This is a genomic window from Isosphaeraceae bacterium EP7, assembly GCA_038400315.1.
Taxonomy (GTDB): Bacteria; Planctomycetota; Planctomycetia; order Isosphaerales; family Isosphaeraceae; genus EP7.
Genome location: CP151667.1, coordinates 3,264,263 through 3,278,715, shown reverse-complemented (window position 1 = coordinate 3,278,715; position 14,453 = coordinate 3,264,263). Strand labels below are relative to the sequence as shown.

Here is a 14,453-nt window from a genome sequence, read left to right as displayed (position 1 = left end):
ATGCGAAATCCGCTGCTCGTTAGCTCCAAGGGACCCCTCCGATTTCAGGACTTCTCTCCCTGCCCGGCGGTTCCCCCCAGCTCTCTGAGGAGCCACACCCTCGCATAACGCCAATGGCGTTGGACGGTTGTGCGGGAAACCCCGAGCACGTCCGCGGCGTCTTCCTCGGTCAGGCCGGCGAAGTAGCGGAGCTTCACGAGCTGGGCCTTGACCGGGTCCTCGGCTTCGAGTTTCGCCAGGGCCTCGTCGAGGGCGAGGAGGTCCTCGGAGGGGGTCGGGGCCGCGATGTCGATGGCATCGAGGTCCTGCCGCTCCAACCGGCCGCCGTGCCTCTCGGCCCGCTTACGGCGGGCATTCTCGACGAGGATGCGACGCATCGCCTCGGCCGCCGCCGCGAAGAAGTGGCCGCGTCTATCCCACCCCGAAGCCTCCTGGCCGTCGACCAGGCGGAGGTAGGCCTCGTGGACCAGGGCGGTCGCCTGGAGCGTCTGCCCCGGCTTTTCCCGTGCCAGCCTCTGCTGGGCGAGCTGCCGGAGCTCCCGATAGACGAGGGGAAGGAGCTGCTCGGAGGCCCGTGGGTCGCCCTGCTCGATGGCCGAAAGGATGTGGGTGATGTCGTTCATCGGCTTGGGCCGCACGGGCATGAGGTCCGAGGTCGCGGGGACGTCGCCCGGTGCGACTCGAAGCCCGCCCTGGGGAAAGAGGGCTCGCCCAGATTAACCGTCATCCATGCGAGGAGATAGCATACGACGACGTGACCCCACCCGATGGGGTTGCAGCGGGTTATTCGGCGCCCCCTGTTTTGCTGGAGAGAATTCCCTGCCTCAGTGTCAGAGCAGATCCGGGACGTCCAGGCCGTCGGCCCCGAGTTCACCTGCCGGGCCGGGGCCGGCGATGTGCTCCTGATGCGGCCCCTCCTGCTCCACGCCTCGGGATAATCCACCCAGCCAAGCCATCGACGGGTCCTCCACATCGAGTACGCCGGCTCCACGCTTCCCCCCGAACCGGCATGGCAAGAGCAACGCTGAGTCAGCCCAGTCGCAGAACGTTGACGGTGAAAAATCGCAACGCCGGAATTTTCCCCGCCGGTTTTCGCCGCGAATCGCAACTCAAGGGATTGGCAAGCGTCTCACCCCTCGCCCCCCGAGCGAGGCCAGACCTCGCCAGACTCTTTGGCAATCCGGTCAGGCCAGATGGACCACACCTGGCGCAAATCGAAGCCACTTTTTGGGCGCGGAACGAAGCCACTTCGGCCGTGCAAAACGAAGCCATCTCGCGGCGCGGAACGAAGCCACTCTGGCCGTGCAAAACGAAGCCATTTTTGACGGAAATGGTTGTGGGTTTTTGGTTTGTCGTGAAATCTCGGTGAGCGGTTGGCGGCTTGAATCCTCGGCGTCCCGGTGTCAAACGAACCCAACGCATTTCTACGAAACGAACCCAATCGGCTCGGCCGATCGGGGCCGGGATGGTAAACCGGCAAGACTTGGACCGGGCCTCTGGCGACTGATATCCTGGGCGTTCCACCCCCGGGGCATCCCCCAGACGGCGAGGCGAGTCGCCGATCTTTGCTCCGCACCCATCGAGGAATCCGGACGATGCGCCCGACCTGGATCAGGCTCATGCTCTGCCTCGGCTCCGCCTTGCTCCTGGGCGCAGACGCCCCCAAGGCCGATCCGGGGATCCTCCCCGTCGATGCCCAGGGGCGGCCGATCGACCTGGGGTTCGAAGGCGGATCTTTGGCGAATTGGACGGCCGAGGGGGATGCCTTCGACGGCCAGCCGGTCGTCGGCGACTCCGTGGCCAAACGGCGCACTGACATGGCCAGCGGGCACAGGGGCGAGTTCTGGGTCGGCACGTTCGAGGTGAAGGGGGACGACGCCCGGGGGCGGATCACGTCGAGCCCGTTCAAGGTCACCCACCCGTTCGCCAGCGTCCTGGTGGCCGGCGGTAACTGGCCCACCACCCGCGTCGAGGTCGTCCGGGTCCGCGACGGCCGCGTCCTGTTCAAGGCGTCCGGCGACCAGACCGAGACGCTCAAGCCGGTGGCGGTCAACCTGGCCAGTCAGGTGGGCGAGGAGGTTTTCGTCAGGGTGGTCGACGAGCAGGTGGGCCCCTGGGGTCACATCAACTTCGACGACTTCCGGTTCCACGCCGCCAAGCCCCCCTACCCCGCGGGCCTCGGGCCGGCCGACATCGACCATTATGAGCACGCCGGCCTCAGCCCCGAAGATGCCGCCAAAGCGATGACCGCCCCGCCTGGGTTTTCGGTCGGCCTTGTCGCCGGCGAGCCCGACGTCCGCCAGCCCATCGCGCTGGCGATCGACCACCGCGGACGGCTCTGGGTCGCCGAGGCCTTTTCTTATCCCATCCGCCTGCCCGACGACCAGGGGCGAGACCGTATCCTGATCTTCGAGGATGTGGATGGCGACGGCAAGTTCGACAACCGGACGGTCTTCGCCGACACCCTCAACCTGGTCAGCGGCCTTGAAGTTGGCTTCGGCGGGGTCTGGGTGGGTGCCGCCCCCAACCTGCTCTTCATCCCCGATGCCGACGGCGACGACAAGCCAGACGGACCCCCGCGCATCCTGCTCGACGGCTGGGGTTCGGAGGACACCCACGAGACCCTGAACTCGTTCGCCTGGGGCCCCGACGGCTGGCTCTACGGCTGCCACGGCGTGTTCACGCACTCCAAGGTGGGCAAGCCCGGCACGCCCGCCGCCCAACGCACACCCATCAACGCGGGCATCTGGCGCTACCACCCCACGCGGCACGCCTTCGAGGTCTTCGCCGAGGGGACAAGCAACCCCTGGGGTGTCGACTTCGACGAGAAGGGCCAGGCCCTGGAGACCGCCTGCGTCATCCCCCACCTCTATCACATGATCCAGGGGGGGCGGTATGAGCGCCAGGCGGGCCAGCACTTCAACGCCTATACGTATGACGACATCAAGACGATTGCCGACCACCGCCACTACCTGGGGGCCAACCCCCACGCCGGCAACGGTCGGTCCGACGACGCCGGCGGCGGCCATGCCCATTGCGGGGCCCTTGTCTACCAGGGCGACGCCTGGCCCGCCGAGTATCGCGGCTCGCTGTTCATGAACAACATCCACGGGGCCCGCCTGAATCGGGACATCCTCACCCGCCAGGGCTCCGGATTCGTCGGCTCCCACGCCCCTGACTTTTTGCGGGCCAACGACACCTGGTCGCAGATCATCAGCCTCAAGGTCGGCCCCGACGGCCAGATGAACTTCATCGACTGGTATGATCGCCAGCAATGTCATCACCGCGACGTGGCCATCCACGACCGGGGAAACGGCCGGATCTTCAAGCTCAGCTACGGCGAGAACAGGAAGGTCGAGATTGATCTGAGGGCGATGACCCGCGAGCAGCTTGTCGACCTCCAGCTCCACCGCAACCAGTGGCACGTCCGCAACGCCCGCCGGGTCCTGCAAGAGCGAGGCCCCGATCCCGCGACCGCCTCGCTCCTGGCCGCCAAGGTCTTCCGTCACGCCGACCCGACCGCACGCCTGCACGGCCTCTGGGCCCTGCACGCCGTGGGAGGACTTGATGCGACGAGGCTCGAAGCCGCCCTGTCGGACGCCGATCCCTACGTCCGAGCCTGGGCCATCCAGCTCGGTCTGGAGGTCCAGGACGAGACCCCCGCCCGCGCCGCGGTGCTCGCCCGCCTGGCCCCGATGGCCGTGTCCGACCCCTCGCCGGTCGTCCGCCTGTACCTCGCCTCGGTCGCCCAGCGCCTGCCCTCCGCCGCCCGCTGGGACCTGGTCGCCGCCCTCTCCGCCCACGCCGAGGACGCCGCCGATCACAACCTCCCGCTCATGGCCTGGTACGCCGCCGAGCCCCTCGCCGACGTCGACCCGGCCCGCGCCCTCGGTCTCGCCGTGGCCTCGAAGCTGCCCACACTGCTGCCGTTCATGACCCGCCGTATCGCCGCCGCCGGCACCCCCGAGTCGCTGGCGATCCTGATCGAGACCCTGGGACGTGTGGATGGAACGTCGGCGAGATCGAGCCTGCTCGCCGGCCTGTCAGAGGCCCTCAAAGGGCGTCGACAGGTGCCGATGCCCGCCTCCTGGCCGGCCACCTTCGCCCGGCTCTCGAAAGATTCCGATCCGGCCCTCCGGTCGCGTGCAACCGCCCTGGGCCTGACCTTCGGTGACACCGCCGCGTCGGCCTTCCTTCGATCGGTGCTCGTCGATGCCTCCGCCCTGCCCGCTCGCCGGGTCGAGGCCCTCGACGCCCTGGTGGGTGCCCGAGATCCCGAGCTTCCTGCGGCCTTGCGCCGGCTCATCGCCGACAAGGCCCTGCGCCGCAACGCCCTCCGCGGCCTGGCCGCCTACGACGACCCGGCGACCCCCGCCGCCATCCTGTCGGCCTACGCCGCGCTCGACCTGGACGCCCGCCGCGATGCCCTGAACACCCTGGCCGCCCGCGTCTCCACCGCCCGCGCCCTGCTCGAAGCCGTGGCCGCCGGCCGCGTCCCCAGCGCCGACGTCTCGCCGGACCTCGTCCGCCAGTTGCGCAATCATAAAGACGCGCAAGTCAATGCGAAAATCGCCGAGACCTGGGGGGCCGTCCGCGACTCCGACGCCGACCGCGTCAAGCTCATCGCCCGCTACCGCTCGATGCTCAAGGCCGCCCCGAGCACCCCGGCCGACCCCGTGCTCGGCCGCGCCGTCTTCAACAAGGTCTGCGTCCAGTGCCACACCCTCTTCGGCACGGGCGGCAAGGTCGGTCCCGAGCTGACCGGCTCCAACCGGGCCGACTTAGAATACCTGCTCTCCAACGTCCTGGATCCAAGTGCCTTGATCGGTAAGGACTACATCGCCCAGGTCGTCGCCACCGCCGACGGCCGCGTGCTCACCGGGATCATCCGGGACGAGGACAAGGATTCCCTGACCCTCCTCACGGCCAACGAGTCGGTTGTTCTGCCCAAGTCCGAGGTCGAGGATCGCCGCCCCAGCGACAAGTCGATGATGCCCGACGACCTCTGGAGCGCCCTTCCCGAGCACGAGGTCCGGGCCCTCGTCGCCTACCTGGCCAGCCCCGCGCAGGTCGCCGCCCCCCCGGAGCAGGCATCCCAGCCATGACGACCGGAGGCCCGATTCGATGACCTCGACTCTCTTCCCGACCTTCACGAAGCTGGCCCGGATGGCCCCGAGGATCAATGCTTTCCCCGAGGCCTCTCGGCGGTCGAAGAACCTCCTCGCTCTGCTCGTGGCCTGGCTCCTCTTCCTGCCCGCCATCATCGGCCTGGTCGAGTGGCGGCGGATGACCTTCTCGCGCATCTCGGCCGAGCATGGGGCCATGATTCTGGACTATTCCACGCGCACCAACATCATCACCAAGATCTCCGTCGCGCCCGGCGGCCGTATTCTCTCGCCGTCCGAGCAACGCAAAGACCGATGGCATGCCCAACTCGCCGCCAAATACGCCGATGCGGCTGCCTGCCCCTGGCTCCCCGTCTGGCCCGACCCGCCGGAGCCCGATTGATCCCGCGCCGAAGAGGTCGCCGATGGCCCGCAAGTCGCCGCATCTGATGACCCCGAGGGCTCGAATCCTGCTGTTGGCGCTCGCCGCCTGGCTCGTCAGTCTGCCTCTCGTGCTGCGCGTCGTGGACTGGCGCCGGGAGAGGTTCCGGGCCATCGCCTTGCATCATCGGGCCCTGATTCGTGGGCTGATCCCCCAAACGCCCATGGACCCTTATGTGTATGAAAACTCGGTCAAGCATCTCAATGCCAGAGCCCCGACCCCTGCGGAACTCCGCGAAAGTGAGCGGCACACGCCGCTCTACATCAAATATGCCAGGGCCACCATCCACCCCTGGCTCCCCGTCTGGCCCGATCCGCCGGAGCCCCGGTAGGATTTTGCCGCTGACCTGGGAACGCTCGAAGACCTGGCAATCTGGGGTAAGTTGAGAGACGAGGAGATCGGGGCGAGATTCTGCTCATCAAGGGAGCTGGGATCGGCCGATCATAGCTTGCAACGCGGCGGGGACGAACCGGCTGCTCTGAGGGAAGGGTTCCAACTCGCCATCGCGGGGCCGGTGAATGACCGGCCGGGCTCGATCTGGTGGTCGGCGGAGGCCGGCCCAGTCGCGGTCCAGGTGGGGCGATTGGTCGATAGGTCCACGGAAAGGACTCTCGTGATGATGTCGCGATCGAAAATGCTGCTGGCCGCCGCCTTGATGACGGCCCTCGGATCATCCGGGTGCGCCCACTGCGACACCTGCGACGACTTCCCCGCCCCCTGCGTCGGGCCGAATTGCGGCGGCGGTGGCGCCGGCTACGGGGGCCCCGCACCGGTTCAGTACAACGCTCCGACCGGCGTGAGTGCCCCGGCCGACGCCCCGGTCCCCCCGCCGGTGACCGAGACGCCCGACATGGCTCCCGCCCCCGCCGGCACCCCCACCGAGGCCGCCCCGGGCGTCGAATCGGCGGCGCCGACCCCCGAGGCTCGTCCCGAGGGCGAAGGCCAGCCGAGCCCGCCGGCTCCCTCGCTGCCCCCCGCCGGTATCCCCGCCCCGCCTCAGTAATCAATCCCGCAGGCCGCCCGAAGGTGGCCTGCGGGACGAGAAAGACGCGGCCGCGACCCCCGGAGCCCATGGGCTGGCGGGGGTCGCGGCGGTCGACGGTTGACGCCGGGGCCGGCAATGGACATGTTAGGTGGGCTTGATCGAAAGGCAGACCCTCGGGACGACCTATGAAGCTCATCATCGCGATCATTCAGCCGACCAAGCTGGAGGCGGTCAAGGAGGCCCTCTCGCATGTCGAGGTCTTCCGGCTGACCGTGATGGACGTCCAGGGGTTCGGCCGGCAGAAGGGGTACACCGAGGTCTATCGGGGCCACGAGGTCACCGTCAACCTCCTGCGCAAGATCGAGCTGCAGATCGCCGTCAACGAAGACTTCGTCGAGCCCACGGTCAACGCCATCATCCAGGCCGGCCGCAGCGGACCCGAAGGGAAGATCGGCGACGGCAAGATCTTCATCCTGCCCATGGACGACTGCATCCGCATCCGCACCGGCGAACGCGGCCCCGAGGCGATTTGAGCGACTTTTCCACCATGATCCGGGCCGTGATCTTCGACTTCAACGGCGTGCTCATCGACGACGAGCACGTCCACTTCCAGCTCTTCCAGGAAGTGCTCGCCCAGGAAGGGGTCGCGATCACCGATCGCGACTACCACGACAAATACCTCGGCCTCGACGACCGTGGCTGCTTCGAGGCCGCCCTCGCCGACGCGGGCCGGGCCGAACTGCCGGCCGCCTACGTCGACGAGCTGATCGCCCGCAAGGCCAGGCGTTACTTCGAGGTCGCCGAGGGGGGCCTGCGCGTCTTCCCGGGCGCGCCCGAGGCGATCACCGCCCTGGCTGGCGCTTATGCGATGGCGATCAACTCGGGGGCCCTGCGGCCCGAGATCGAGTTCTCGCTGGGACGCATGGGCGTCCGCGACCGGGTGGCCTACATCGTCTCGGCCGAGGACGCCGACCGCTGCAAGCCCGACCCGATGGGCTACCTGCTGGCCCTCGAAGGCCTGCGCCGCGAGGTCCTGCCCGACCTGGCCGCGTCCGAGTGCCTGGTCTTCGAGGACAGCCTGGCCGGAATCCAGTCGGCCCTGGCCGCCGGGATGCGGGCCGTTGGCGTGTCGAATACCTACAATGACGCCGAACTGAGGGGCGTCGGGGCCGACGATGTCCTGCCCGGCCTGGTCGACCTTGGCCCTGCCTGGGTCGACGGCCGGTTCCGCTGATCGGCCGACGTTTCGAAGACCGGACCGGGGCAAGGCGAGGAGAAATGGACCGATGAGCATGGACGTTCCCGTGCCAGATGGCCCCGCCGGCCTGCTGCTCAGCCGTGACCTGATCTTCACGTCCAAGGTCACCGGCACCGCGCGCGAGCTGGGCCATCGCGTGATCGTGGCCGGCAACGTGGCGCTGGCCTCGGCGATGCTCGAACGCTGGCGGCCGACGGTCGTCCTCGTCGACCTGGCCGCCGGCGAGCTGGTCTCGGTGGCCGCGCTGACGGCCTACCGCAAGCTGGCCCCCGAGGGGACGCCATTCCTGGCATTCGGCTCGCATGTTGACACCAAGGCGCTCGCCGACGCGGCCTCGGCCGGCTGCGACCCGGTGATGCCCCGCAGCCGGTTCACGGTCGAGCTGCCCGCCCTGATCCGCCGCTATTTCGACGCACCTCCGGCGACGCCCCAGGGCTGAATTCAGCGGCCGGCCCCTTCAACGGCCTTCGGTGCGTAGTCTGTCGGGCGATCCGCTCTCGCCGGCGTCGGCCGAGCGTAGCGGGGGGCGCCGCAGCTTTATTCGTCCGGCTTCGCTCGCGGTGATCCGTCATCCGAAAATCGGCCGGAGGCTTGATCGTCGGGCGGTCGTTTTCAGACAATGAAATCGGGACGCCGCGGGGACATCGCCCTTCGCTGGCCCGTCATTCGCCGGAACGACCCCCGGCCCCTTCCCCGAGAGACATGCGGCATTCCCGTGGCCATTGAAGCGATGGCCCTGGGATGCGACCGGAGCGGGCCCGACCGCCGTGTCTTCCGACCTAGAACCGGCGAATGGACGACTCGCGACGGAGCAGATAAGGGATATGAGGACGACGCCCTCCAGGGCCAGCCGCCTTCGAGAGTATTCCATCGCCCTGATCGCGGCGGCCGTGGCGATTGCCGCGACCTATGCGACCTGGCCGCTCCTGAAGCCCACCCCCTGGGCCTTCTGCTTCGCCGCGGTGATGGTGTCCGCCTGGTTCGGCGGCCAGGGCCCGAGTCTCGTCGCGATGACCATGATGGCCGTCGCCGGCCAGTTTCTCTTCCTCGAGCCGCTCGGCACGCTCGTGCCGGGAATCAACGGCCTCATCCCCACCCTCGTCTTCGTAGGCGTCTCGTCATTCATCGGCCTCCTCGCCTCGGCCAGGAGGAAAGCCGTCGCCCACGAGCGCGCGGAGCGTCGGCGGTTCCAGGCGACCGTGACGAGCATCGGGGACGCCGTCATCGCGACGGACGACGCGGGCCGCGTCACCTTCATGAACGGGGTCGCCCAGGCGATGACCGGCTGGAGCGCGAGTGAGGCGGCGGGGAGGCGACTCGAGGACGTCTTCGTCATCGTCAACGAGGGGACCCGGGAGCCGGTGCCGAACCCGGTCGAGAAAGTCCTCGAGTCGGGCCGGATCCAGGGCCTCGCCAATCACACCATCCTGATCGCCCGGGACGGCTCGGAGCGGCCGATCGACGACAGCGCCGCCCCGATCAGGGACGACCGCGACGAGGTCGCCGGCGTGGTCCTGGTCTTCCGCGACGTCACGGAGCGGCGAGAACACGACGAGCGGGCCCGCGAAGCGGCCGAGCGGCTCGGCTTCGCCCTGGAGGTCGCCGGGCTCGGCCATTGGGAGCTCGACCTGATCGGCGGGGCATCGAGCCGGACACCCCGCCACGACGAGATTTTCGGCTACGAGACGCCCCATCCCAACTGGACCTTCGAGACGTTCCTGGACCACGTCCTGCCCGAGGACCGGCCCGGCGTCGCCGCCACGTTCCGGGCGGCCGTGGAGTCTTCCGGCAGCTGGGATTTCGAGTGCCGCGTGCGCCGAGCCGACGGGGCCGTGCGGGTGATCGCCGCCCGAGGCCTGGCCCGCCACGACGCCCGGGGCCGCGCCGCCAAGATGCTGGGCATCGTCGAGGACATCACCGAGGCGAAGCTGGCCGAGTCCGAGATGATCAGGCTTCGCGAAGAGGAGCGGGCGGCCGACAAGCGGGCCGAGCGGATCCTCGAGAGCGTGACCGACGCCTTCTTCGCGATCGATCGCCAGTGGCGCTTCACCTATCTCAACCCGCGGGCCGGCCATCAACTCCAGCGGGACCGCGACGAGCTGCTGGGGAAGGGCATCTGGGAGGAGTTCCCCGATGCCATCGGGACGGAATTCGAGCGGCAATATCGCGCGGCCGTCGACGAGCGCCGGGTGGCGACCTTCGAGGAGTATTATCCCGCCCCGCTGAATGCGTGGTTCGAGGTCCACGCCTATCCGTCGGACGAAGGGCTCTCCGTCTACTTCCGCAATGTCAATGACCGCAAGCGGACCGAGGAAGAGCTGCGTGCGGGCGAGAGGCGGCTCAAATTCGCGCTCAAGGCCGGCCGGATGGGGACCTGGGACCTCGACCTCGGGACGGGGCTGCTCACGTGCTCCGATGCCTGCCGGGCGAACTACGGGCGCGGGCCGGGCGAGACGTTCCGCTACGAGGAACTGGCGGCCTCGGTCCACGAGGACGACCGGCAGGAATGGCAGCGGGCGGTCGACGACGCGATCGCCAGGGCCGCCGATTTCGAGATCGAGTACCGCGTCCGCTGGCCGGATGGGTCGATTCATTGGGTCCAGGTCCGGGCCAGCTACTCGGCCGGCCCCGGCGGTGAAGCCCCCTCCATGTCGGGCGTCTCGTTCGACATCACCGATCGGAAGCGCGCCGAGGAAGAGCTCAGGTCGAAGACCGAGCGGGTCAACCTCCTGGTCGAGAATATCAGGGATTACGCGGTCCTCATCGCCGACGCCGGGGGCACGATCATCGAGTGGCAAGGCGGGGCCGAGCGGATCACCGGCTACGCCGCGGCCGAGGCCGTCGGGCAGATGTCCCACTTCCTCTTCACGCCCGAGGACCGGGCCGAAGGCGTCCCCGAGAAGGAGCTGGCGAACGCGGCCTCCGCCGGGCGGGCCGAGGACAAGCGCTGGCACCTGCGGAAGGATGGCTCCCGGTTCTTCGCCGACGGCGTCATGACTCCGCTCTACGACGAGGGCGGGAAACTCCGGGGCTTCGGCAAGGTGTTCAAGGACGCGACCGGGGAGAAGCAGGCGGCCGAGGCGACGCGGATGCGGGCCTTCCAGCTCCAGAAGCTCGCCGAGATCGCCTCATGCATCAACTCGGCCCAGGACGTCAATTCCGTCCTCGAGGTCGTGACCGGCGAGGCGAGAACCCTCCTCGGCGCCAATCAGGCGGCGACCAGCATGATGCTCGATGCGAGCCACCCCCAGCCCATCAACGTCGTCTCCAGTTCCCGGAAGCCGCCGGGCGGCACGACCCCGCCCAGCATCGAAGGGCTGGAATTTTACGAGGCCGTCGGCCTGGCCAACGAGCCCATCCGCCTGACCCGGGCGGGGCTCGACGCGGACCCGAGATGGCGAGCCCTGGGGAAGCTCGACGATTTCCTCGCGACCGCCAACGGATGGCTCGCCGCCCCGCTCGTGGGCCGCAACGGCAGGAGCATGGGCATCATCCAGCTCTCCGACAAGGAGGAGGGCGAGTTCACCGCCGATGACGAGGCGATCCTGGTCCAGCTCGCCCAGCTGGCGGCCATCGCCATCGAAAACGCCAGGCTCTACCAGGAGCTGCGGAGCAACGACGAGAGCAAGGACGAGTTCCTGGCGATGCTCGCCCACGAGCTGAGGAACCCGCTTGCGGCCATCGGCAACGCGGTCAGGCTCTCGTCGATGTCCGACGCGAAGGAGCACGTCGGCTGGTCGATGGAGGTCATCACGCGGCAGATGCTCCACCTCTCGAGGCTCATCGACGACCTCATGGACGTCTCGCGCATCACCCGCGGCAAGATCGAGCTGAGGCGCGACCTGATGGACGCGACCCCGATCCTGGAGAGCGCCGCGGCCACCGTCGGTGCGCTGGTCGAGGAGCGCAAGCACAGTCTCGAGCTGGACATCGACCGGGGGGACGTCTGGGTCGACGTCGACCCGACCCGGCTCGAGCAGGTGGTCGTCAACCTGCTGAACAACGCGGCGAAGTACAGCGAGAACGGCGGCCACATCCTGCTCTCGGCGCGTCGCGAGGGGGGCGAGGTCGTCATCGGCGTGAAGGACCGAGGGGTCGGCATCCTCCCCGACAAGCTACCGGCGATGTTCGAGTTGTTCGCGCAGGGGGACCGCTCGCTGGCCCGGTCTGAGGGGGGTCTGGGCATCGGCCTGACGGTGGTCAAGAAGCTCGTCGAGTTGCACGGCGGCGCAATCAAGGCGAGCAGCGAAGGGCCGGGACGGGGGAGCGAGTTCACGATCCGGCTGCCCGCGGCGAGCAGGCCCACCCGGACGGCCCCGGCCCCGGCGGGCGAGGCTCGGCAGGGTGGCGGGCCGAGCCGGATCCTCGTCGTGGACGACAACGTGGACACGGCACGCGGGATGGCCCGGCTCCTGAAGATCATCGGCCACGACGTGGCGATGGCCCACACCGGCCCGGAGGCCATCGAGGCGGCCAGGGTCCACCGGCCAAGCGTCGTCCTGCTCGACATCGGCCTGCCCGGGATGAGCGGCTACGAGGTCGCCGCGCAGCTCAGGCACGAGGACGCGTGCGAGGGGGCCTTGATCGTCGCCGTCTCCGGCTACGGCCAGGACGAGGACCGCCGCCGCTCGAAGGAGGCCGGCTTCGACCACCACCTGACGAAGCCGCTCGACCACGACGTCCTGCTCGCCTTGATCTCGGTCGGCCGTGCCTAGATCGCTCGCGCCCCACGACGGGCACGCCCCCGAAAGCGGCCTTTCGCGGCGCCCCGTCTTGAGTTCTACTGGTTCGATCGGCGGTCGTCGACCGCGCCAGGCCCTGCAACGTGTCTTGCCCCCAGGTTCGCATATGCCCCCGCAATACGTCTTCCAGATCGAGAACCTGTCCAAGGCGCACGGCAAGAAGGAGGTCCTCAAGGGGATCTGGCTCTCGTTCTATCCGGGCGCCAAGATCGGCGTGCTGGGGGGCAACGGCGCCGGCAAGAGCACGCTGCTGCGGATCATGGCGGGCGTGGACAAGGACTTCCTGGGCACCGCCAAGCCGGCCCCGGGCACCACCATCGGCTATGTCCCGCAGGAGCCGACGCTCGACGAGTCGCTCGACGTGCGCGGCAACGTCGAGCTGGCCGTCGCCCCGACCCGTGCCCTGCTCAACCGGTTCGACGAGATCAACAACAAGCTCGGCGAGGCGATGGAGCCCGACGCCATGGAGGCGCTGCTCGACGAGCAGATGAAGGTGCAGGACGCCATCGAGGCCGCGCAGGCCTGGGACCTCGACCGCAACATCGAGATCGCCATGGACGCCATGCGCCTGCCCCCGGGGGACGCCGACGTGGCGACCCTCTCCGGCGGCGAGCGTCGCCGGGTGGCCCTCTGCAAGGTCCTGCTCCAGCGCCCCGACGTCTTGCTGCTGGACGAGCCGACCAACCACCTCGATGCCGAGAGCGTCGCCTGGCTGGAGCGGCACCTTCAGGACTACCCCGGCACGGTGGTAGCCGTCACCCACGACCGCTACTTCCTGGACAACGTCGCCGGCTGGATCCTGGAGCTTGACCGCGGCCAGGGGATCCCCTGGCAGGGCAACTACACGTCCTGGCTCGAGCAGAAGCACGACCGGCTGGCCAAGGAAGAGAAGCAGGAGAGCTCACGCCGCAAGACCCTGGCCCGCGAGCTGGAGTGGGTGCGCATGGCCCCCAAGGCACGCGTGGCCAAGAACAGGGCCCGCCTGTCGCGCTACGAGCAGATGGCCAGCCAGGAGACCGAGCGCCGCGACGAGGCCATCGTCCTGCAGATTCCCCCGGGACCCCACCTGGGCGACCTCGTCGTCGAGGCCGTGAACGTCTCCAAGGGTTACGGCGACACGCTCCTCTATGAAGACATGAATTTCCGCCTCCCCCCCGGCGGCATCATCGGCATCGTCGGGCCCAACGGCGCCGGCAAGACGACCCTCTTCCGCATGATCGTCGGCCAGGAGACGGCCGACCGCGGCGAGCTGCGCGTGGGCGAGACCGTCGTCTACTCCTATGTCGACCAGAACCGCGACGCCCTGAACCCGGAGAACACGCTCTTCCAGGAGATCACCGGCGGCGTCGACCAGGTGATTCTGGGCAAGCGCAAGATCCCGGCGCGTGCCTACGTGGCCTCGTTCAACTTCAAAGGGCCCGACCAGGAGAAGAAGGTCGCCAACCTCTCCGGCGGCGAGCGCAACCGGGTGCACCTGGCCAAGCTCCTGAAGAGCGGCGGCAACCTGCTGCTGCTGGACGAGCCGACGAACGACCTGGACATCGACATGCTGCGGGCCCTGGAAGAGGCCCTGCTCGACTTCGGCGGCTGCGCCGTGGTTATCAGCCACGACCGCTGGTTCCTCGACCGGATCGCCACCCACATCCTCGCCTTCGAGGGGGACAGCAAGGTCGTCTGGTGCGACGGCAACTATCAGGCCTACGAGTCCCAGCGCAAGGAACGCCTGGGCGTCGACGCCGACCAACCCCACCGGATCAAGTACAAGCCCCTCATCCGCCGCTGAGCGAGCCCCCCGGGCTCAACGCGTCCCCGTTCGCAATCGGCCGCCCGCATGCTCCTCCTGGACATGCGTGCGGCCGATCGTCGTTCCGCCTCCGGTGGCATGGCGACGGGGTAAAATGCGAGGGTTGATCTCGGAATT

The 14,453-nt window shown here is 68.6% G+C and carries 11 protein-coding genes; 9 read left to right on the top strand and 2 right to left on the bottom strand.

All coding sequences use genetic code 11. The features are described from left to right. Positions 1 to 44 precede the first annotated feature (44 nt). Together EP7_RS12620 and EP7_RS12615 are read right to left on the bottom strand one after the other, a co-directional pair. Positions 45 to 623, bottom strand: coding sequence for a sigma-70 family RNA polymerase sigma factor (locus tag EP7_RS12620; protein WP_463528415.1), 579 nt, complete (start codon positions 621 to 623; stop codon positions 45 to 47). A 207-nt stretch (positions 624 to 830) separates the two neighbouring features. After that, on the bottom strand, positions 831 to 956 hold the full coding sequence (locus EP7_RS12615) for a hypothetical protein (RefSeq protein ID WP_463528203.1): 126 nt from the start codon (positions 954 to 956) through the stop codon (positions 831 to 833). A 639-nt stretch (positions 957 to 1,595) separates the two neighbouring features. Between EP7_RS12615 and EP7_RS12610 the strand changes: the two genes are divergently transcribed. From EP7_RS12610 to ettA, 9 genes are all read left to right on the top strand, one after another. Further along, on the top strand, positions 1,596 to 5,105 hold the full coding sequence (locus EP7_RS12610) for a PVC-type heme-binding CxxCH protein (RefSeq protein ID WP_463528202.1): 3,510 nt from the start codon (positions 1,596 to 1,598) through the stop codon (positions 5,103 to 5,105). A gap of 19 nt (positions 5,106 to 5,124) precedes the next feature. Continuing rightward, on the top strand, positions 5,125 to 5,508 hold the full coding sequence (locus EP7_RS12605; protein ID WP_463528201.1) for a hypothetical protein: 384 nt from the start codon (positions 5,125 to 5,127) through the stop codon (positions 5,506 to 5,508). Between the two features lie 22 nt (positions 5,509 to 5,530). Continuing rightward, positions 5,531 to 5,878: a hypothetical protein gene (locus EP7_RS12600; protein WP_463528200.1), complete on the top strand. Its 348-nt coding sequence runs from the start codon at positions 5,531 to 5,533 to the stop codon at positions 5,876 to 5,878. Between the two features lie 288 nt (positions 5,879 to 6,166). Further along, entirely contained in the window at positions 6,167 to 6,550 is a 384-nt protein-coding gene (locus EP7_RS12595; protein WP_463528199.1) for a hypothetical protein, read from the top strand. 167 nt (positions 6,551 to 6,717) lie between these two features. Further along, positions 6,718 to 7,065, top strand: coding sequence for a P-II family nitrogen regulator (locus EP7_RS12590; protein WP_463528198.1), 348 nt, complete (start codon positions 6,718 to 6,720; stop codon positions 7,063 to 7,065). 14 nt (positions 7,066 to 7,079) lie between these two features. Next, positions 7,080 to 7,766, top strand: coding sequence for an HAD family hydrolase (locus EP7_RS12585; RefSeq protein ID WP_463528197.1), 687 nt, complete (start codon positions 7,080 to 7,082; stop codon positions 7,764 to 7,766). A 52-nt stretch (positions 7,767 to 7,818) separates the two neighbouring features. Next, on the top strand, positions 7,819 to 8,229 hold the full coding sequence (locus tag EP7_RS12580) for a response regulator (protein WP_463528196.1): 411 nt from the start codon (positions 7,819 to 7,821) through the stop codon (positions 8,227 to 8,229). Positions 8,230 to 8,614: 385 nt separating this feature from the next. After that, positions 8,615 to 12,505, top strand: coding sequence for a PAS domain S-box protein (locus EP7_RS12575; RefSeq protein WP_463528195.1), 3,891 nt, complete (start codon positions 8,615 to 8,617; stop codon positions 12,503 to 12,505). 133 nt (positions 12,506 to 12,638) lie between these two features. Then, the gene (ettA, locus tag EP7_RS12570; protein WP_463528194.1) at positions 12,639 to 14,315 is read left to right on the top strand and encodes an energy-dependent translational throttle protein EttA; all 1,677 of its coding nucleotides are present in this window, start codon (positions 12,639 to 12,641) and stop codon (positions 14,313 to 14,315) included. Positions 14,316 to 14,453: the final 138 nt, after the last annotated feature.

Bases quoted from the DNA above. Each gene is read 5' to 3' on its own strand.
- EP7_RS12575 (WP_463528195.1), top strand. From the start codon at position 8,615: ATGAGGACGACGCCCTCCAGGGCCAGCCGCCTTCGAGAGTATTCCATC.
- EP7_RS12605 (WP_463528201.1), top strand. From the start codon at position 5,125: ATGACCTCGACTCTCTTCCCGACCTTCACGAAGCTGGCCCGGATGGCC.
- EP7_RS12595 (WP_463528199.1), top strand. From the start codon at position 6,167: ATGTCGCGATCGAAAATGCTGCTGGCCGCCGCCTTGATGACGGCCCTC.
- EP7_RS12590 (WP_463528198.1), top strand. From the start codon at position 6,718: ATGAAGCTCATCATCGCGATCATTCAGCCGACCAAGCTGGAGGCGGTC.
- EP7_RS12620 (WP_463528415.1), bottom strand. From the start codon at position 623: ATGAACGACATCACCCACATCCTTTCGGCCATCGAGCAGGGCGACCCA.
- EP7_RS12580 (WP_463528196.1), top strand. From the start codon at position 7,819: ATGAGCATGGACGTTCCCGTGCCAGATGGCCCCGCCGGCCTGCTGCTC.
- EP7_RS12615 (WP_463528203.1), bottom strand. From the start codon at position 956: ATGGCTTGGCTGGGTGGATTATCCCGAGGCGTGGAGCAGGAGGGGCCG.
- EP7_RS12600 (WP_463528200.1), top strand. From the start codon at position 5,531: ATGGCCCGCAAGTCGCCGCATCTGATGACCCCGAGGGCTCGAATCCTG.
- EP7_RS12610 (WP_463528202.1), top strand. From the start codon at position 1,596: ATGCGCCCGACCTGGATCAGGCTCATGCTCTGCCTCGGCTCCGCCTTG.
- ettA (WP_463528194.1), top strand. From the start codon at position 12,639: ATGCCCCCGCAATACGTCTTCCAGATCGAGAACCTGTCCAAGGCGCAC.
- EP7_RS12585 (WP_463528197.1), top strand. From the start codon at position 7,080: ATGATCCGGGCCGTGATCTTCGACTTCAACGGCGTGCTCATCGACGAC.